Genomic DNA, 17536 nt, shown 5'->3' on the forward strand with positions numbered 1-17536 from the left:
GGCAGCCGGGCGCGCGACAAAGCGGCCCGACTGGATGCTGGGGCCGCAAGATGGATGAAAAGCTAGGGAGGGCGCACGAGTCGTGCGATGTCCTTCCCTTCGCCGGCATTACCCGGATCAGGTTCAAAGGGTTACCGCGACGACGCGGAGTCTCAGCCCGAAACAGGGCTCCCCCAGGAATTGCCGCAAGATTAGGAGAGCGGCGAGGCAATGTCAACGCATGGTTTCATGCTAAGTTCGCCCGCTTGCGGCACCCGTTTGCGTGCCTGCCGATGGAAACGACGAGCCCGATCATGTCACCTGCACACTCCGCCCCCGCCCTGAACGAACAACTGGTCATTGTCACGGGCGGCGCCCGCGGCCTGGGCGCGCACATCACGCGCGCCTTCCTGCGCGAAGGCGCCCGTGTGGTCATCAATTACCTGAACAGCGCCGACGCCGCGCAGGCGCTGGCCGCCACCGAGCCGGGTCGCGCGCTAGCCATCCAGGCCGACGTGCGCGATGCGCAGGCGGTGCAAGCCATGGTCGCGCAGGCGCAAAGCCACTTCGGCATGCCGGTCACGACCGTCGTCAACAATGCCTTGCCCGCCTTCCAGTTCAATGGCGACGCCCGCCCGCACGCCGACACGCTGACCTGGGACAACCTGAACCAGCAGATCGAAGGCAGCGTGCGCGGTGCGCTGAACACCACGCAGGCGGCCCTGCCCGGCATGCGCGGCGCCGGCGTCGGCCGCATCATCAATATCGGCACCAACCTGGTCCAGAACCCCGTGGTGCCCTACCACGACTACACGGCCGCCAAAGCCGCCCTGCTGTCGTTCACGCGCACGTTGTCGCAGGACCTTGGCCCCGACGGCATTACCGTCAACATGGTGTCGGGCGGTTTGCTGCGCACGACCGACGCGTCGGCCGCCACGCCCGAAGCGGTGTTCGACCTGATCGCCGCCAGCACGCCGCTGCGCACCGTCACCACGCCCGAGCAATTCGCCGACGCCGTGCTGTTCTTCGCCAGCCCCTGGTCGCGCAGCGTGACCGGCCAGAACCTGGTCGTGGACGGCGGGCTCGTCAAGAATTGACCGCCATGATGCACCTGAACCTGTTCATCTTCGGTTGCGGCCACCACCGCGCAGCGTGGCGCCACCCGGATTCCGCGGCCGAACGTCTGGGCGACATCAGCTATTACGAAGCCCTGGCCCGCACCGCCGAGCGCGGCAAGCTGGATGCCATTTTCTTCGCCGACGGACAGTCGATGGACAATATCGGCGATGGACCGCGCTGGTATCTGGAACCGCTGACCACCATGGCGGCCATCGCGCGGGCCACGACCCGCATCGGCCTGATCAGCACCGTCTCCAGCACCTTCTTCACGCCCTTCCACGCCGCCCGCATGGTCGCGTCCCTGGACCACATTTCAGGCGGCCGCATGGGCTGGAACGTGGTGACCTCCATGTTCGACGCCGAGGCGCGCAACCATGGCTACGAAGCCATGCCTGGACACGACTGGCGCTATGCCCGCGCCGAAGAATTCGTGGATGTCGCGCTGCGCCTGTTCGACTCGTGGGAAGACGAGGCGCTGGCGATCGACCGCGAGGGGGTGTACGGCGTGCCTGAACGGGTTCATCCGATTCACCATCACGGCGACCATTTCCTGGTCGACGGCCCGCTGACCGTCCCGCGCCCGCCGCAGGGCCACCCCGTGCTGTTCCAGGCCGGCGCCTCCGACCAGGGTCGCGATCTGGCCGCCCGGCGCGCCGAGGCCATTTACGCCGTGGCGTACGACCTGCCCGCGGCGCAGTCCTATTACCGCGACATCAAGCAGCGCGTGCGCGCCGCAGGCCGCGACGTCTTTGTCCCGATCATGCCAGGCCTGGTCACCTATGTCGGCGCTACCGAAGCCGAAGCCCGCGCCAAGCAACGCGAGCTTGACGTCCTGCTGCCCAGCGATGCGTCGCTGCGCCAATTAGGAACCTTCGTGCTGCAGGACTGCTCGGCGTGGGAACTGGACGCGCCGGTCCCCGCGCTTCCCCCCTTGTCCGATTTCAAGGGACCGAAAGGCCGCTACGCGACCATTCTGCGGATCATCGAGACCGAGCAGCCCACCGTGCGCCAGTTGCTGGGCCGGCTAGCCGCCGGCGGCGGCCATTGCACCATGGTCGGCACGCCCGAGCAGATCGCGGATCAGATGGAAACCTGGTTCAGAAACGAAGGAGCAGACGGCTTCAACTTGATGCCCCCAGCCTTGCCGGGCGGCATCGACGACTTTGTCGACCACGTCGTTCCCGTCCTGCAGAAGCGCGGGCTGTTTCGCACCGAGTATGAACACAGCACGCTGCGCGGCCATCTGGGACTGCAAAGACCGGGCCGCTGATCGGCAGCCAATCACCGCACACCGGGGCGAAATCTGGCCCTGTAACTGCGCATCCGCCGGACCGGCGCGATGCGCTTTTTCATGGCTGGACGAACATGAACGATCGCATACAGATGCGATGCCGTCTCAATCGCAACGAAATGATAGACACACTTTATCAATTTGTACGCAACAGCCTGACAAGTTTTTCTTGAACAATATCAATGCCTAGTCGTAGGATTCCGAATTCGGAATGAGCAGTTTCGTGGCAAGTGTTGTTCTTAAGCCATAAACACTCAGTTTTTAGATGTGAGCCAAGTAACTAATTCTTTTCAAGTCAGCCGAGCGTCAGAGAGAGCGCACTTAAATCTGACCCTGATTTGTATATTCCGAACCATTATGTAATTTTCAGTTTCATGTTTTCCCGCAGCGTTGCCTATTGTTGAGGCCTGGGCTGCTTTCACGGCGCTGAAAGCAGGCAATACAAGCCTTAGAACCGGATGTGGATATGAAACTAACAAAAACTTTGCTCGTAGGCGCGATTCTGGCTGGCATGGCCGGCGCAGCACAGGCTGAGACGTCTGTCACCCTGTACGGTATCGTCGACCTGGGTCTGACCTACCAACGCGGCAAGGTGGGCACCACCGATTCGAATCGCGGCGAGCATGGCGGTAGCTATCAATCCCAGATCGGTATGAATGACGGCATCCAGAACGGTTCCCGCTTCGGCCTGCGCGGCACCGAAGATCTGGGCGACGGCCTCTCGGCGGTCTTCACCTTGGAAAGCGGCTTCACGGCCAATAACGGCAACCGTTCGCAAGGCGACCGCCTGTTCGGCCGCCAAGCCACGATCGGCTTGAACAGCGACCAATGGGGTCTGCTCGAATTGGGTCGTCAGACCAACATCGCATCCAAGTACTTCGGCGACATCGACCCGTTCTCGCTGGACTATCTGAACGCGAACATGGGTATGGCATTCAGCGCGGCCAACACGGTCCGCTATGACAACATGGTCATGTACCAGACCCCGGTCTGGAGCGGTTTCCAGGGCGGCGTGGGCTACTCGTTCTCGACGGATGACGTCGAAGGCCCGACCGCTTTCAAAACCAAGGAAAACAACCGCGCCTGGACGGCCGGCGTGCGCTACGACAACGGCCCCCTGAAGCTGGCGCTGTCGTACGACGTGCAATACCGCAAGCCCAACCAGCCGAAGCCGCAACAATTCATCATCGGCGGCGCCTACGACTTCGAAGTGGTCAAGCTGTCGCTGGCTTATGGCCGTTCGGAAGACGGCGTGTTCGCTGGCCAGGATTTCGAACTGATGGGCGGCCGTCAGCACGTCGGCGGCTCCGCCACCGGCCAAGGCTTCACCAATGGCCGCTTCACGTGGGACGGCCTGCGCATCAACTCGTACATGGTCGGCGTGAGCGCGCCGATCGGCGGCGCCAGCAACGTCTTCGCGTCGTGGCAGCGTGCTGATCCGAACAAGAACCTGTACGCCATGGACATCTACAGCCTGGGTTACACGTACGACCTGTCCAAGCGGACCAACCTGTACGCCCTGGCGTCCTACGCCGATGGCGCCGCTTTCATCGACGGCAACAAGATGAGCACGGTTGGCGTCGGTATCCGCCATCGCTTCTAAGCAGGCGACGGGCCGCCCTAACTGAGCAGAGTCGGGGCGCCCTTTCTGACTTCAGGCCATCCCAAACGGGATGGCCTTTTTTTCGTCTTTGCGGGTAGTGGCCGCCAGGGAATAAGCTGCCAGAGCTATCCCGCCAGGGCGGCGGGTTCGGCGTGTTTGGCGGGGCGGGGCTGCGTCTGCGGGGCGCCCGTGGCAGGACGCGCGCGAGCGGCAGCTTGACGAGTGGCGATCCAGTCGTAAAGGACAACGCCGGGGTGGCGTAACAGGGTCGCACCGATGGCGACCGCGACAATCAGGGCAATACTCAGGGCCAACCACAACATCTTGGCGCCCTCCTTCAAAACAGCCCGGTTTCGATACCAGACCCAAAACCCACGTGAGAATGCGCACGCGTGAAGCGCTTAAGAATGTAATGTACTCTACATTACAAGCTCAAAGTCCAGTAAATTCGTCTGACATCACGCTTCGGAAACAGGGAGAAACAGGTGATCTGCGATTCGACCGATTCGACCTCACGCGCATTGACCAGCAAGGGCGAAGCCCGGCGGCTGCGGCTGCTTGAAGTCGCCAGCCAGTCCCTGCTGGAACACGGTTATGCGCAGACGTCCATCCAACGCATCGTGCAGCAAGCCGGTGGGTCCGCCGCGACCGCCTATCAGCTATTCGGCAACAAAGAAGGCATGCTGGCCGCGGTATTGCAGTACGAGTTGGACAATTTGCGGACCGCGGTGTTCCTGGCGACCCCCTGCGGTCAAGCCGTTGGCTCGGCCCTGCACGATCTGGCCGTGCGCCTGCTGGCCTACGCCGTCCAACCCAGGTCGGCCGCCCTGCATCGCCTGCTGGTGTCCGAATGCCACCGGATGCCGCAACTGGCCGCGGCTTTGCAGGAGGCGGTGGACCGCCAGGTCCATACGCCGCTGGAACAGTGCCTGCGGCACGCCTGCGAACGGGGCGAACTCAAGATCGACGATCCGCGCCAGGCCGCGCTGACCCTGGGCAACCTGATCAATGGCATTGCGTTCCATGCCCGGTTGGTTGGCGGTTATGCCGAGGGCCCGCACGCCGACCATCTGGCCACCTGTCATTACGGCGTCGAGACTCTGCTGCGCGCCTATCAGGCGTAGTTGCCATCGGCGCTATGGCGTGGCGCCCGGGGGGGCATCATGCCGGCGAATCTGACGGGAAAACGCCACGGCGTCACCACCCGGGGCGGCAAGCGGGCCGACTGCGGCCTGCCGGCGCAAGACCTCCAACGGCACGCTGGCATCCAGCCCACCCTGCTCGTACAGGTACTCAGGCAGATAGCCCGATAACAGGATGCGGGAGTCCAGCGGCAAGCCCGGTACGATGGCGCGCACCATTTGATAGACCAGCGTCGTGCAGTTGGCGGTCACCGTGTGATAGAAGCGGGGCGTATCGACCAGTGCGTTGGCGGTCGAGACGTACGACAGGAACAGCTCGCGCATGGCGGGCACGGGCATGCGCACCGGATACAGGTAGACGCTTTCGCCGCGTGGACCTGCGCGGACATACAGGATGTCGCGCTCTTCGGCGGCCACCACGCTTAGTTCAAACTGCTTGAAAAATCCGCCGATCTCCGAGAATTGCTCGCCGCGCTCTTTGCGGATCTCGACCGAGAACACCACGTGACGGCCGTCCGCGAAACCGAACGACACCAGCGTATGGGCGATCGCGGGGCCTGCCCAGTACGACAGCGCCATGTCTACCGACTCCAGTTGGTCCAGGTCGTATTGACGGGTTTCCCAGCGTACGGTGTAGTCGTTGTCCGAGCGCCAATCGAAATTGCGCACATTCTCCAGCGTGACGATCGGCCCATGGACCGTGCCCCGCAGCATCTTCGCCACATCATCGGCCCAGATGCGGTCATTGGACGGCGCAAGCGTCTGCCACCATCCGCACAGCGCAACCAAGCCGGCCACGTAAGCCCATGCGGCGCGCCGGCGCCATGGGCCCGCCCGCCACAAGGCAATCAGCGCCCCGATGCACAGCACCGCCCAGAGCAGGATGGCCGCCGCCTTGCCCCATCGTCCGCCCGGCGCCTGATAAACCAGCGCCAAGACGCCCCACACGGCGGATGCCGCGACCAGCAGGCTGCCGATGAGGCGGCCTGCGAAGGAGGCGCCACGGCGCAGCCAACCGCCGCCGGCCGACTGGCTAGCCGCCTGCATGCTGGCTCACGATTTCCAGAACGCCGTTGATCACGAATTGGACGCCCATGCAGACCAGCAGGAAGCCCATGACGCGCGAGATCGCTTCGACGCCGCTTTGGCCGATCACGGCCACGATGCGGCCTGCCGAACGCAGGCACACCCAGAAGAAGACACCGAGCAACGCGAACACGATGACGGGTGTCACCGCGATCACCCACGGCGCGTAGTCGGGCGTGATCGCGGTATCCACCGACGCAGCGCCGCTGATGATCATGGCGATGGTGCCCGGCCCCGCCGTGCCGGGCAGCGCCAGCGGTACGAACGCGATGTTCGGTGTTTGCCGCTGCTGCGCGTCGGCCGCCGCCTCGGATTCCAGCGTGCGCGACTCGGCAGGCGGAAACAGCATGCTGAACCCGATACTGACCACGATCAGGCCGCCGGCGATGCGCAAGCCCGGGATTGATATGCCGAAGGTGTGCATGATCCACGCGCCCGCGTAATAGGTCACCAGCATGATGCCGACGACATAGAAGGCGGCCTGGGTAACCTGGCGTTCACGCTCTTTGTAGGGGATCTGCTGGCCAAGGGACAACAGCAGCGTCATGGAAGTCAGCGGATTGGCCAGCGGCAGCATCAGCGCCAAACCAAGGCTGATCAGCTTGCCCAGTTGGATCAGGTCATCAATCATGGAACTCACAACAAAAATTGGCGCGCGCCGCAACGGGCGGCTTGCCGGATTCAACGGTTCAATCGTGTAATGCACTCTACCTTACACACTTCTCGCCGAACTTTGACGCTGATCCCCAAACCCCTGCTTGGCGCGCTACTCGCGCTGGCGCCGATTGCCCAGCCCGCGCTTGCCGCCGGCATGAATTGCGTGCAAGCCAAGACCCCAACCGAACTGGCCATCTGCGCCGACGCGGACCTGCTGCGCCAAGACAGCGAGCTGTCGGCGGCATACGGCAAACTGGGGGCTGCCCGCCCCGACGGACGCGAGGCCTTGCGCCAGGACCAGCGCGACTGGCTCCGCGCGCGCAACCGATGCGGCGCCCAGGCCAGCTGCATCCGCGACCAATATCTGTTGCGCCTGAGCGCGTTGCAGGACATGTTGCGCAGCGCCACCGCCTACGTGCCGGACGAGACCGACCGCCTGGCGCTGGAAGACTTGCGCCAGGCCATGGAAGCCGCCAGCCGGACGAACGCCGAGTTTCCCGTGGAAGACACGTTGGCGGCGCTATCCGTCAAGACCGGCGCGACGACCTTCGCCAATGTGCGCGAAAACGACGATGACGACTTGGCCAAATTCCCCATCAAGCGACCCGAGGGCGTCACGCCGGACGAATGGCAGGCCTTGCAGGCCTCCGGCATCGACGCCGGCGGCGAGAACGGCGTCGCGTCCTACACCTTGATGGATCTGGATGGCGATGGCCAGCGCGACCTGGTGGTGGATTCGTACACGGGCGGCACGGGCCTGTTCTCGGACATCAGCGCGCTGCGCCGCAATGGTGGGCGCTATACCGAGGCTGTCGGCGCACATGGCGAAGCCGCGTCCGGTCTGTACACACTGAACGGCCGCGGCTCGAACCAGGCGGGCGAGTGGATCCGCCTGCGCGGCCGCGTCTACGCGGCGTACCGCAACAGCACCTACGGCGTGGATCACATCCACCTGCTGCGCCCCTTCCACGCGGTGGGCGAGGTGCCCACGCTGACCGTGCAATACCGCTATCAACTGCAGGTGCCGAAGGAACAGAAGCGTTCCGACAAAGCCCAGGTCGTGGTGCTGGATGGCGCCATGCATGCCGGCCTGACGCAGGCATTGGCCCGGATCGACCCCGAATCCGCGCGTGGAGAAGGCTCGACCAGCCAGCCCGGCGCGCCGGCCCGGCCGCTGTGCCCCATTCCCGCGGGCGTGAAAGAGGACGAGCGGGACCGCTACTACCAATACGGCCCGGGACACTATTCCTACGAGACCGTGGCCGATGTCGCGGTGCACGTCGGCGCGCGCTGCTATGTTGGACGGCTGATCGATTGGTTCGGCAGCTACGACGCGAAATCCGGCCTGTCGGCCATGATGTGGGTGCGTTCTTCCGAAGCGGACGGCGCCGAAGAGGAATTCTCCGTGCAGGGCAAGCGCCGCGCCATCCGTTTCGGGACCTCGGTCGGGCCGATCTAGAACGACGGCGCTTGCCAGCGGCTGGCGGCCAGCGCCAGCAGGGCCTCGTCGGCGCCCGCCGCGGCCACCAGTTGCAAGCCCACCGGCATGCCGTTCACCCAGCCCGCAGGCAGGCTGATGGCGGGCAGGCCTAGCACGTTCCACGGGTTGGTCAAGCCCAGCAAGGTCTCGCGCACACCGGCGCTGCCGGGGCCCGCCACGCTGCGTTGCTGCAAGGCGGGCGCGGTGATGGCGACGGCGGGCAACGCCAGCACATCCACCTGCTGGAACAGCCGCGCGAATTCGGCTTGCAGGCGTGCCCTTTCCTTCAGGGCCCGCACATACTCCCACCCCAGCACCGGGCGCGAGGCCCGCAGGCGTTCCAGCACTTCCGGATCGAACTTGCCGGGTTCGGATTCGACGCGCTCGGCGTGCACCTCATAGGCTTCCGCGCGCTGAATGGCGCCCAGCGCGCTTTGCAAGGCACGCGCGTGCGGCGTGACCTCGGGCGCCGCTTGCACGGCACCGCCCGCAAAGCGTTCCGCTGCCGCCCGCACGCAGGCGGTGACGGCCGCGTCATCGATGGCGAAGGGGACGTTGACCACCCATCCCATCCGCAGGCTGGCCGTGGCGGCGATGGCGGGAGTGGGAGCAATCGCGCCGCCGCTCAAGGCCTGCATGAAAACCTGCGCGTCTTCCACGCAGTTGGCCAGCACGCCCGGGTCTTCCAGCGTAGGCGCCAAGGGGAACACGCCCGCATCCGAGACGCGGCCATGCGTCGGCTTGAAGCCCACCAGGCCGCATAGCGCGGAAGGGACGCGCACGGAACCGCCGGTATCCGTGCCCAGCGCCACCGGCACCATGCCGGCAGCCACTGCGGCGGCACTCCCGGCGCTGGAACCGCCCGTCATCTGAGTGGTGCGCCACGGGTTGCGCGCCGCGCCTTGCACGCTGCGGTCGCCGGTCGGACCGTAGGCGAATTCATGCGTCAGCGTCTTGCCGACGACGATGGCGCCGGCTTCGCGCAGCAGCGCCACGCAGCGCGCGTCCGCCTGCGGCCGGTGGCCGAGGAAATGGGCGGCGCCCATCGTCGTGGGCATGTCGGCCGTATCGACGTTGTCTTTGATGGCGACGGGAATGCCGTGCAACGGCCCCCTCACCTTGCCGCTTGCCCGTTCGGCGTCGCGTTCGCGGGCGATGGCCAGCGCGGCGGCGATGTCGACGTGGACAAAGGCGTTGAGCTGCGGGTTCAGCCGTTCAATGGCGGCGCCCGCATGGCGCACCAGATCCTCGGCGGTCAGGCTGCCGCTGGCCATGGCCTGTTGCAAGTCGGCGATGCGGCGCCCCCGGAAGAATCCGGGTTCGACGGCAAGCTGCGGGGAAGTCGGGTGGGATTGGGTCATTGGGAAGCTCCCGAAGGCTGGGCCGGACTGGCGGGCATGCGCGGGCCCACGCCCGGGCGCACCTGAAGCATAGCGACCATGCCGACGGCTGTCGCCACCGATGCGGCGATGAACATCACCGAATAGCCATGGCGCGCCGTCAGGTAGCCCGTCAGGGTCGGCGCCAGGATGGAGGCGATGTTGGCGAAGAAGTGCATCAGGCCGCTGAAGGTGCCCACGCGGTTGGAGGGCGCCGTGTCGATCACGACGGCCCAGTAGACCGAGTTGGGCAAGGCGTTCAGCGCATTGGCCAGGGTCATCAGCGCAATGACGGCAAACACCGATTGCGCCTGCGAGACCAGCAGGAAGCACAGGGTAGTGGCCAGCAGGCAGGCGGCGGCGAACCAGCTGCGGGCGATCTTCAGGCTACCCGTGCGCTTGAAGAGCAGGTCCGAAATGCGGCCGCCCAGCAGCACGGTGATGCAGGCGCCGGTCCAGGGAATCATGCCCATGTACCAGAGGGACGACAGGCTGTAGCCGAAGTTGTCCTGCAGGTACTTGGGTGTCCAGGTCAACAGCAGGAAGTTCACGTACATGAAGGCGAAATAGCCCAGCGTGTTCAGCATCAACGTCTTGCTGCGGAAGAAACTCCACCACGGCAGCACGGGTGCATCGGCGCCTTGGGCGCCAGTGGCCGATTGGGCGCGCGAGGACTGGATTTCGGCCAGTTCCTGCGGGGACACGCGCGGGTTCGTTTCGGGGCGATCGGTGAAGATGCGCATGAAGAACACCAGCACCAGCAACCCCGCGCCGCCCAGGATGAAGAACATGGCGCGCCAGCTGTCGGTCAGCGTCAGCAGGCCCACGGCCACCGGCGCCGTCAACAAGGCGCCCAGCGGCGTGCTGAGCAGGCCGAACCCGACCACAAAGCCGCGTTCGCGCGTGGTCGCCCAGTTGGCGATGGTCTTGTTGATGATGGAGTACGCCGGCCCTTCGGCCGCGCCGAACAGGATGCGAATGGTGGCGAAGCCGGCCAGCGCCGAGCCGCCCAGGAACGCCAGGCCGAAATCCCCCGCCCAGGCGGTGGCGATTTCGAACACGGACCAGGCGACACCGGCCACGATCCAGACTTTGCGCGGGCCGTAGCGGTCGGCCAGCATGCCGCCGAACAGCGCACCGACCATGTAGCCGTAGCCAAAGTAGCCCAGCACCGAGCCCCAGGCCCCGCGGTCCAGCCCGTACTCGCCGGTGATGTGCGCGGCTGCGTAGGACATGGCGCCGCGGTCGATGTAGTTGATCAGCGCCAGCAGCACGACCATGGTGAAGATCCGGTACCGGAACCGGGAATTCTGGCTTTCAGTTGTCATTGCGATTCGATCCAGTCGTTTTACCCAAACGTTTGGGTTAAGCAATGCTAAGGGGTCCAAACGCAAAAATCGATTCAGTGAAAACCCTAGGTTGCCGGGATATGCCCTGCTGCGCTATTTCCGCGTGTATCCTCCAGCCCCATGAATAGATCGCGCCCTGTCACGCTGCAAAGCCTGGCGCGGCAGCTCGGTTTGAACGTTTCCACCGTATCGCGCGTCCTGAACGGATCCGCAGACGATGCGCGCGGCGCCGCGGCGCCGGACACGGTGAAACGCATCCGGGCGCTGGCCGCCGAGTTGCACTACCAAACCAATCCCCACGCGGCCAGCCTGAAGACGCGGCGCAGCCGCACGATCGGCGTGCTGGTGCCGCGCTTGTCGGACATGGTGCTGGCCACCATTTACGAAGGCATCGACGAGGCCGCGGCCGAACACGGCTACCTGACTTTCGTGTCCAACACGCAGGACGAACCGGACAAGCAGCGCAAACTGATCGACATGGCGCTGGCGCGCCGCGTGGACGGCCTGATCCTGGGTGACGCGCACAGCGCGCCCGCGAACGCGACGCCCAATCCGCTCCTGGCCGAGCTGGCGCGGCGCGACGTGCCCTTCGTGCTGGTCAGCCGCCATGCCGACCACCATTGCGCGGTCACCTGCGACGACCTGGAAGGCGGCCGGCTGGCCGCCAAGCACCTGTTGGACATGGGCCACCGCCGCATCGCCGTGATGGTGGGCGAACCCTTCGCCAGCACCGGCCGCGACCGCTCCGAGGGTTTCTTCGGCTACTGCGCGCAGCACGGCGTGGAGGTGCCTGCGCACTGGCGCATTGAAAGCCCGTTCGACACGGACGCCGGCCGCGATATCGGCGCCAGGTTGCTGTCGCCCGCCGACCGCCCCACCGCCATCTTCGCCGTCAACGACTTCCTGGCCGTGGGCGTCATGGGCGCTGCCCGCGACCAGGGCCTGGAAGCCGGCCGCGACGTCGCCATCGTGGGCTACAACGACACGCCGCTTGCGGGGGCCCTGCCCATCGGCCTGACCACGATCCATTCGCCCATGCACCAGATGGGCCGGCTGGGCCTGGAACTGCTGCTGCAGAAATTGGCGGGCGGCCAGCCCGACAGCCTGCGGCTGGCGCCCGAACTGGTCGTGCGCGACAGCAGCAACCGCAAGATCGCGGGCTGAGCCGCGCGTCGACGCCTAGCCGGGCTTGACGGCGTAGGTGGCCAGAAAGGTCGGCACGTAGCGGTCGATCAGGAAACGGGGATTGGGCTGGTGGTCTTCGTGAAAGCCCGCGAGCAGGAATCCCGCTTCCAACTGCCCGCCGATCTGGTCGGCCAGGCTGTGCCCGAACACCACCGCCTCGCCGCGCGCCAGCTTGGCCGCCAACGCCGCGGCATCCAGGTCGCGGGTGTCGGCATAGGGCAAGGCATAGGCCGGCCGGATCACACCCTGCTTCGCGTAGGCCGGGTCGCGGTCCCCCACGAACACGATCGGGTTGTAGAAGCTGGACAAGAGACGTCCGCCGCGGCGCAAGACGCGGTGACACTCGCGCCACACGGGGCGCACGTCCGGCACGTACAGGTTCGAGATCGGGTGGAACACCACGTCGAATGACGCGTCGTCAAACGCGGACAAGTCGCGCATGTCGCCCTGCACCGCGTCCAGCGCAAGTCCGTCGCGCGCGGCGACGCGGCGGTCCTGGTCCAATTGCTTTTCCGACGCGTCGAACACGGTCACCTGCGCGCCGGCCGCAGCCAGCACCGGCGCCTGCTGGCCGCCCGCCGACGCCAGGCACAGGATGCGCAGGCCTTGGGGGTGATCGAGCCAACCTTGGGGCAACGGCCCCGGCGTCAAGTGCACCGACCACTTGCCCGCGCGCGCGGCGGCAATGATCTCGGCCGTGACGGGGCGCGACCACTCGCAGTCTTGGGCGGCAAGCTGGTCCCAGGCGGCCTGGTTGTGGGCAAGAAAATCGAAGGAAGAAGAGGCAGTCATGAAGGATCCTGTAAAGCAACTGGCGCGACGCCGCACGGGGCGGCAGGCACGCCTGAGAATGACGGCCGGCTCCGTAGAGCGGGCCGGCTGCGACCGCGGCCCGCAGCGCAAAGGCCGGGCACGACAGTCTGATTCTTGTCGGCTTTAGAGGATCACTTCGATGCGCTCCTTGAAGATGTGGGGATTCTACCGAAATGCCGAACCGGCTTCACGCGCCCGCACTGCCTGTTGCCACCACCACAGCGCGCCCGCCGGCAGCAGCATGCACGCGGCCGCCAGCCACAGGTTCGCCCGCAAGCCCAGCGCGTCCACGCTGGGTACGCCCAGCAAGGAGCCGGCAGCGATACCCAGGTTGAACATCGCCACGAACAGCGCCGTGGCCGCTTCGACGGCGCCCGGGGCCGCCCGCATCATCCAGGCCTGAAGCGATACCGACACGCCGCCGTACGCCAGCCCCCACGCCACCAGCAAGACACCGCCGGCAAATCGCAGATGCCCCAATGCGGCCAGCAACGCCAGCGTCAGCAGCAAGGCAAGCGTGATCGTCAGCAGGACGCGGCCCGGCTGGCGCGCAGCGGCCTCCCCCGCCACGAAATTGCCCGCCACCCCGGCCGCGCCATAGGCGAACAACAGCGGGCCGATCCACGGCTGGCCAAAGCCTGCATGCGATTGCAGCAACGGCCGGACGAAGGTGTAGGCCATGAAATGCCCCGCCACCAGGAACAGGGTGATCGCGAGGCCGAGGCGCACCGCCGGATTGGCCAGTTGCGCAGCCAGTTGGCGTGCGGACAAGCTGCGCGGCGCAGGCAGCGGCGGCAAGGCCAGGGCGACCAGCAGCAGCACGGCCGCGCACCCTGCCGCCATCGCGCCGAACGCGGCACGCCAACCCGCCAGGTCGCCAATGAAGGCGCCTAGCGGCACGCCCAGCACCGAGGCCACGGCCACGCCGCCGAAGATGATGGCGGTCGCCGTTCCCACCGACTGGGGCGGGACGATCCTGCCCGCCAGGCCACCGGCGATGGCCCAGATGCCGCCGATGCAGATTCCCACCAGCATCCGCGCCCCCAGGAGCCAGGGCATGGACGGCGCCAGCGCGCTGGCCAGATTGGCGGCGGTCAGCATCGCCAGCAGACCGCAAAGCAGCCAGCGGCGGTCAGCGCCTTTGGCGCCGACAACGACCAGAGGTGCAAACAGCGCCGCCAGGATAGCGGGTACGAAAAGCATCAGCCCGCCCTCGCCCACCGACACGTGCAGGTCGCCGGTGATGGGCACCAGCAGGCCCACCGGCAGCATTTCGGTGGTGACGACGCTGAACGTGGCCAAGCCTACGGCAAGAACGCCTAGCCAGGCGCGCCGGGAGGTCTGGATGAGCGGGTCGGAACGGGAGTCAGAAGATGAAGGTGTGCTGCGGGACATAGGATGACGCTATCCGGAAAAGGCCCGTTGCCAGGCCGACCCCTACACAGTCTACTGTTTCCATTCTGCTGATAAAGTAGGCGTATAGCGATACACAAGGGACAATTCGTAGACAATAACGCCGCCCCTTCCAGTCGTCTGGATCACATCGGCGATCTGCTGGCGTTCGTGCGCGTAGCCGATGCGCAGAGCTTCACGGCAGCCGCCGAAAAGTTGGGCCTGTCGCGGTCGGCCATCGGCAAATGCATCGCGCGGCTTGAGCAAAACCTGGGCGCCCGGCTGATGCACCGAAGCACGCGCAGCGTCAGCCTGAGCGACGACGGCCGGATCTTCTACGACCATGCGCAGCGCATCCTGTCCGAAGTGGACAACGCCACCGATGCCATGGCCAGCCGCAAGCAGGCCCCGCGCGGCCGCCTGCGCATCGATCTGCCAGTGTCGCTGGGCAGGCTGCACCTGATGCCGCTGCTGCGCGACTACCTGCGACGCTGGCCCGACGTGGAGGCGGACGTCAGCTTTTCCGACGACTACACCGATCTGGTGCGCGACGGCATCGACGTGGCGATCCGCATCGGCGGCGACGTGGACAGCCGGCTGGTAAGGCGGGTGCTGGCACCGCACCGGCTGATCACCTGCGCCGCGCCGGGCTACCTGGCGCGCCACGGCGTGCCGGCCACGCCGGATGCCTTGAGCCAGCATCAGACGCTGGCCTTCACGCACGTGGGGCAGTTGGTGCCATGGCGCTTTGCCGTCCAGGGGGAGGAACGCCACGTGCCCGTCGCCGGCCGCCTGCGGCTGGGTCATACCGAAGCCTTGCGCGACGCCGCGCTGGCAGGCGACGGGATCGCGCAACTGGGCGCGTTCCTGGTGGCCGACGACTTGCGCGCGGGCCAGCTTATGCCCGTGCTGGAAGCCGTGGCCCCGACGGGCTCCCCGGTGTGTGCGGTGTATCCGCACCGGCGGCATCTGTCGCCCAAGGTGCGCATGCTGATCGATGAGATCGCCGGCGTCTGGAACACGGCCCCGCCATGGGGGCCCTATGCGCAGCCGTCACGTCCATAGTTCTTTGCATCAGCCAGCCTGATCATCAATATCCATTAAACTGATGCAATTACCGCGACGGGCCATGCTGCCTAGCATACAAGCGCCCATCGCCTGCGGCAGCACGCCGCAGCGCACCGTCTTTGTTACCCGGAGTTTTCCCTTGAGCGACATCTATCATTTCAGCCGCGGCACCGCCCCGCTGCTGATCTCCATTCCCCATTTGGGCAGCCAGATCCCCGATACGCAGCGCGCACAGATGACGCCGCTGGGCCTGGAGTCCGGCGATACCGACTGGCACCTGGACACGCTGTACCAATTCGCCCAGGCGCTGGGCGCGTCGGTGATCGGCGCGCGTTATTCGCGCTATGTGGTGGACCTGAACCGCCCGCCCAATGACGAAAGCCTGTACCCCGGCCAGACCAAGACCGGCCTGTGCCCGACCCAGACATTCCGCGGCGACGCGCTCTACCAGAACGACGCCGTGCTGACGGACGCCGAGCGCGCGCACCGCCTGCAAACCTATTGGCAGCCCTATCACGCCAAGCTGCGCGAAGAGCTGGATCGCATCAAGGCCGAGCACGGTACGGTGCTGCTGTGGGAAGCGCATTCCATCGCCAGCGTGCTGCCGCGCCTGTTCGAGGGCAAGCTGCCCGACCTGAACATCGGGACCTCCGACGGCGCCGCCTGCGCACCGGACATCCTGGCGGCGGTCAAGGAACAGCTGGACGGCTGCCGCGACTACACCTGGGCCATCAACGGCCGCTTCAAGGGCGGCTACATCACGCGCCACTACGGCGCGCCGGCCGACAACGTCCACGCCATCCAGCTGGAAATGTGCCAGTCCACCTATATGGACGAAACGCATCCCTACGGATGGCGGGTCGACTTGGCCGACAAGGTCATCCCGGTGGTCGAAGGCATGGTGCAGGCCGCCCTGCGGCAGACCACGGCGCGCCAGCGCTGATCCCTCGCACCTCCGTCCAGGACAGGCCAGGCAATGAACCGATTTTCCTTCACCACGACGGAAAACTATCCGGAATGGAGCCTGCTGCTGACCTGGGTGGCGGTGGTGGAAGCCGCGTCCGTTTCCGGCGCGGCACGCCTGCTGGGCCTGTCACAAGCGGCCGTGTCGCAGCGGATCAAGCAGTTGGAAGGCGCCATGTCGACCGAACTGCTGGACCGCAGCACGCGGCCGGCGCGTCCCACGCCCGCAGGCGAACTGTTGTTTGACCATGCCGCGCGCCTGCTGGCCCAGGCAGGCGACATGACGGAAAGCGTGCGCAACCTGAGCCGGGCCAAGCGCAACATCGTCCGCTTCGGCTGCGTGGATTCCTTCGCGGGCACCTTGGGGCCCACGCTGATCCACGGCCTGTCCGGCGCGTCGCGCCAGATCCGGCTGTGGTCGGGCATCACGCCCGTGCTGGACAAGCAGCTGGAGGACCGGCAACTGGACCTGGTGGTCACCACCAGCGCGTTGGCTGGCAAGCCCACCATCAAGAAGATCAGCCTGTTCAGCGAACCCTATGTGCTGATCGTGCCGCGCACGATGGACATGGACAAGATCGCCACGCTCAAGGAACTGGGCAAGCGCATGCAGTTCATCCGCTACAGCGCGCGTTCGTTCATCGGCGCCGAGATCGATCGCCTGATCGAATCGCACGACGTGATGATCGAGCGCACCTTTGAATTCGACAACACCGATCCCCTGCTGAGCCTGGTCACGGCGGGCATCGGCTTTGCGATCAGCACGCCGCTGTGCATCTGGCAGTCGCGCCATTTCGTGGACCAGTTGCGCGTGCTGCCGCTGGCGCCTTACCTGGGCGCCGCGCGCAGCGACGACGCGAGCCTGTCGCGCACGCTGTATCTGGCGGCGCGGCAACAGGAAGTGGGCAAGCTGCCCACCGAGGCGCGGGACGTGATCCTGATGGCGGTGGAACGCCTGATTCAGAAAGACATCGCCCCGGCCTTGGGGCTGCCGCCTGCCACGCTGTGGCGCAGCATGCGGCGTTGACGC

At 66.0% G+C, this 17536-nt stretch carries 16 protein-coding genes and 1 riboswitch; of the genes, 9 read left to right on the forward strand and 7 right to left on the reverse strand.

The features are described 5' to 3' along the window. Positions 1 to 77 precede the first annotated feature (77 nt). A riboswitch (TPP riboswitch) is annotated at positions 78 to 185 on the reverse strand. 108 nt (positions 186 to 293) lie between these two features. The 3 genes from CEY09_RS09520 to CEY09_RS09530 all read left to right on the forward strand — a co-directional run bounded on the left by CEY09_RS09520 (position 294) and on the right by CEY09_RS09530 (position 3992). Next, complete coding sequence (locus CEY09_RS09520) at positions 294 to 1076, forward strand: 3-oxoacyl-ACP reductase (RefSeq protein ID WP_088588553.1); 783 nt, start codon at positions 294 to 296, stop codon at positions 1074 to 1076. Between the two features lie 5 nt (positions 1077 to 1081). After that, positions 1082 to 2368: an LLM class flavin-dependent oxidoreductase gene (locus CEY09_RS09525; protein ID WP_088588433.1), complete on the forward strand. Its 1287-nt coding sequence runs from the start codon at positions 1082 to 1084 to the stop codon at positions 2366 to 2368. A gap of 487 nt (positions 2369 to 2855) precedes the next feature. Then, complete coding sequence (locus tag CEY09_RS09530) at positions 2856 to 3992, forward strand: porin (RefSeq protein ID WP_167390040.1); 1137 nt, start codon at positions 2856 to 2858, stop codon at positions 3990 to 3992. Between the two features lie 125 nt (positions 3993 to 4117). Here CEY09_RS09530 and CEY09_RS09535 read toward each other — a convergent pair whose 3' ends face one another. Continuing rightward, positions 4118 to 4315, reverse strand: a complete 198-nt coding sequence (locus CEY09_RS09535; protein ID WP_088588435.1) for a hypothetical protein — start codon at positions 4313 to 4315, stop codon at positions 4118 to 4120. A 162-nt stretch (positions 4316 to 4477) separates the two neighbouring features. Between CEY09_RS09535 and CEY09_RS09540 the strand changes: the two genes are divergently transcribed. Continuing rightward, positions 4478 to 5116, forward strand: coding sequence for a TetR/AcrR family transcriptional regulator (locus CEY09_RS09540; RefSeq protein ID WP_088588436.1), 639 nt, complete (start codon positions 4478 to 4480; stop codon positions 5114 to 5116). A gap of 12 nt (positions 5117 to 5128) precedes the next feature. On the opposite strand, the gene CEY09_RS09545 is transcribed toward CEY09_RS09540, so the two are convergent. Further along, on the reverse strand, positions 5129 to 6181 hold the full coding sequence (locus CEY09_RS09545; RefSeq protein ID WP_088588437.1) for an Lnb N-terminal periplasmic domain-containing protein: 1053 nt from the start codon (positions 6179 to 6181) through the stop codon (positions 5129 to 5131). Next, positions 6168 to 6851: a MarC family NAAT transporter gene (locus tag CEY09_RS09550; RefSeq protein WP_088588438.1), complete on the reverse strand. Its 684-nt coding sequence runs from the start codon at positions 6849 to 6851 to the stop codon at positions 6168 to 6170. Before CEY09_RS09550 ends, CEY09_RS09545 begins: the two co-directional genes overlap by 14 nt. A gap of 102 nt (positions 6852 to 6953) precedes the next feature. Between CEY09_RS09550 and CEY09_RS09555 the strand changes: the two genes are divergently transcribed. Next, positions 6954 to 8336, forward strand: coding sequence for a lysozyme inhibitor LprI family protein (locus tag CEY09_RS09555; RefSeq protein WP_088588439.1), 1383 nt, complete (start codon positions 6954 to 6956; stop codon positions 8334 to 8336). Here the strand turns inward: CEY09_RS09555 and CEY09_RS09560 are convergent. Further along, a complete protein-coding gene (locus tag CEY09_RS09560) occupies positions 8333 to 9718 on the reverse strand; it encodes an amidase (RefSeq protein ID WP_088588440.1) in 1386 nt (461 codons plus the stop codon). The two genes, CEY09_RS09555 and CEY09_RS09560, sit on opposite strands and share 4 nt — an antisense overlap. Next, positions 9715 to 11064: an MFS transporter gene (locus CEY09_RS09565; protein WP_088588441.1), complete on the reverse strand. Its 1350-nt coding sequence runs from the start codon at positions 11062 to 11064 to the stop codon at positions 9715 to 9717. Before CEY09_RS09565 ends, CEY09_RS09560 begins: the two co-directional genes overlap by 4 nt. 141 nt (positions 11065 to 11205) lie before the next feature. On the opposite strand from CEY09_RS09565, the gene CEY09_RS09570 reads away from it, so the two are divergent. Continuing rightward, positions 11206 to 12249: a LacI family DNA-binding transcriptional regulator gene (locus CEY09_RS09570; protein WP_035212922.1), complete on the forward strand. Its 1044-nt coding sequence runs from the start codon at positions 11206 to 11208 to the stop codon at positions 12247 to 12249. Between the two features lie 15 nt (positions 12250 to 12264). Here the strand turns inward: CEY09_RS09570 and CEY09_RS09575 are convergent, their stop codons facing one another. Beyond that, the gene (locus CEY09_RS09575) at positions 12265 to 13062 is read right to left on the reverse strand and encodes a class I SAM-dependent methyltransferase (RefSeq protein WP_088588442.1); all 798 of its coding nucleotides are present in this window, start codon (positions 13060 to 13062) and stop codon (positions 12265 to 12267) included. Between the two features lie 186 nt (positions 13063 to 13248). Next, positions 13249 to 14478 (reverse strand): MFS transporter, encoded by a 1230-nt coding sequence (locus tag CEY09_RS09580; RefSeq protein ID WP_234818258.1) that lies wholly within the window; start codon positions 14476 to 14478, stop codon positions 13249 to 13251. Positions 14479 to 14634: 156 nt separating this feature from the next. On the opposite strand from CEY09_RS09580, the gene CEY09_RS09585 reads away from it, so the two are divergent. The 3 genes from CEY09_RS09585 (at position 14635) to CEY09_RS09595 (ending at position 17533) form a co-directional block, all read left to right on the forward strand. Beyond that, positions 14635 to 15540 (forward strand): LysR family transcriptional regulator, encoded by a 906-nt coding sequence (locus tag CEY09_RS09585; RefSeq protein ID WP_272938453.1) that lies wholly within the window; start codon positions 14635 to 14637, stop codon positions 15538 to 15540. A gap of 142 nt (positions 15541 to 15682) precedes the next feature. Continuing rightward, entirely contained in the window at positions 15683 to 16486 is an 804-nt protein-coding gene (gene hutG / locus CEY09_RS09590; RefSeq protein ID WP_088588445.1) for an N-formylglutamate deformylase, read from the forward strand. A gap of 33 nt (positions 16487 to 16519) precedes the next feature. Next, positions 16520 to 17533, forward strand: coding sequence for a LysR family transcriptional regulator (locus tag CEY09_RS09595; RefSeq protein WP_006224107.1), 1014 nt, complete (start codon positions 16520 to 16522; stop codon positions 17531 to 17533). Positions 17534 to 17536 lie beyond the last annotated feature (3 nt).

The sequence above is a fragment of the Achromobacter marplatensis genome (assembly GCF_002209535.1).
Classification (GTDB): domain Bacteria; phylum Pseudomonadota; class Gammaproteobacteria; order Burkholderiales; family Burkholderiaceae_B; genus Achromobacter; species Achromobacter marplatensis.

Excerpts from the sequence above, each read along its gene's own strand:
- CEY09_RS09565 (WP_088588441.1), bottom strand. The coding sequence starts at position 11,064 with ATGACAACTGAAAGCCAGAATTCCCGGTTCCGGTACCGGATCTTCACC.
- CEY09_RS09520 (WP_088588553.1), top strand. The coding sequence starts at position 294 with ATGTCACCTGCACACTCCGCCCCCGCCCTGAACGAACAACTGGTCATT.
- CEY09_RS09575 (WP_088588442.1), bottom strand. The coding sequence starts at position 13,062 with ATGACTGCCTCTTCTTCCTTCGATTTTCTTGCCCACAACCAGGCCGCC.
- CEY09_RS09525 (WP_088588433.1), top strand. The coding sequence starts at position 1,082 with ATGATGCACCTGAACCTGTTCATCTTCGGTTGCGGCCACCACCGCGCA.
- CEY09_RS09580 (WP_234818258.1), bottom strand. The coding sequence starts at position 14,478 with ATGTCCCGCAGCACACCTTCATCTTCTGACTCCCGTTCCGACCCGCTC.
- CEY09_RS09535 (WP_088588435.1), bottom strand. The coding sequence starts at position 4,315 with ATGTTGTGGTTGGCCCTGAGTATTGCCCTGATTGTCGCGGTCGCCATC.
- CEY09_RS09595 (WP_006224107.1), top strand. The coding sequence starts at position 16,520 with ATGAACCGATTTTCCTTCACCACGACGGAAAACTATCCGGAATGGAGC.
- CEY09_RS09550 (WP_088588438.1), bottom strand. The coding sequence starts at position 6,851 with ATGATTGATGACCTGATCCAACTGGGCAAGCTGATCAGCCTTGGTTTG.
- CEY09_RS09560 (WP_088588440.1), bottom strand. The coding sequence starts at position 9,718 with ATGACCCAATCCCACCCGACTTCCCCGCAGCTTGCCGTCGAACCCGGA.
- CEY09_RS09530 (WP_167390040.1), top strand. The coding sequence starts at position 2,856 with ATGAAACTAACAAAAACTTTGCTCGTAGGCGCGATTCTGGCTGGCATG.
- CEY09_RS09570 (WP_035212922.1), top strand. The coding sequence starts at position 11,206 with ATGAATAGATCGCGCCCTGTCACGCTGCAAAGCCTGGCGCGGCAGCTC.
- CEY09_RS09545 (WP_088588437.1), bottom strand. The coding sequence starts at position 6,181 with ATGCAGGCGGCTAGCCAGTCGGCCGGCGGCGGTTGGCTGCGCCGTGGC.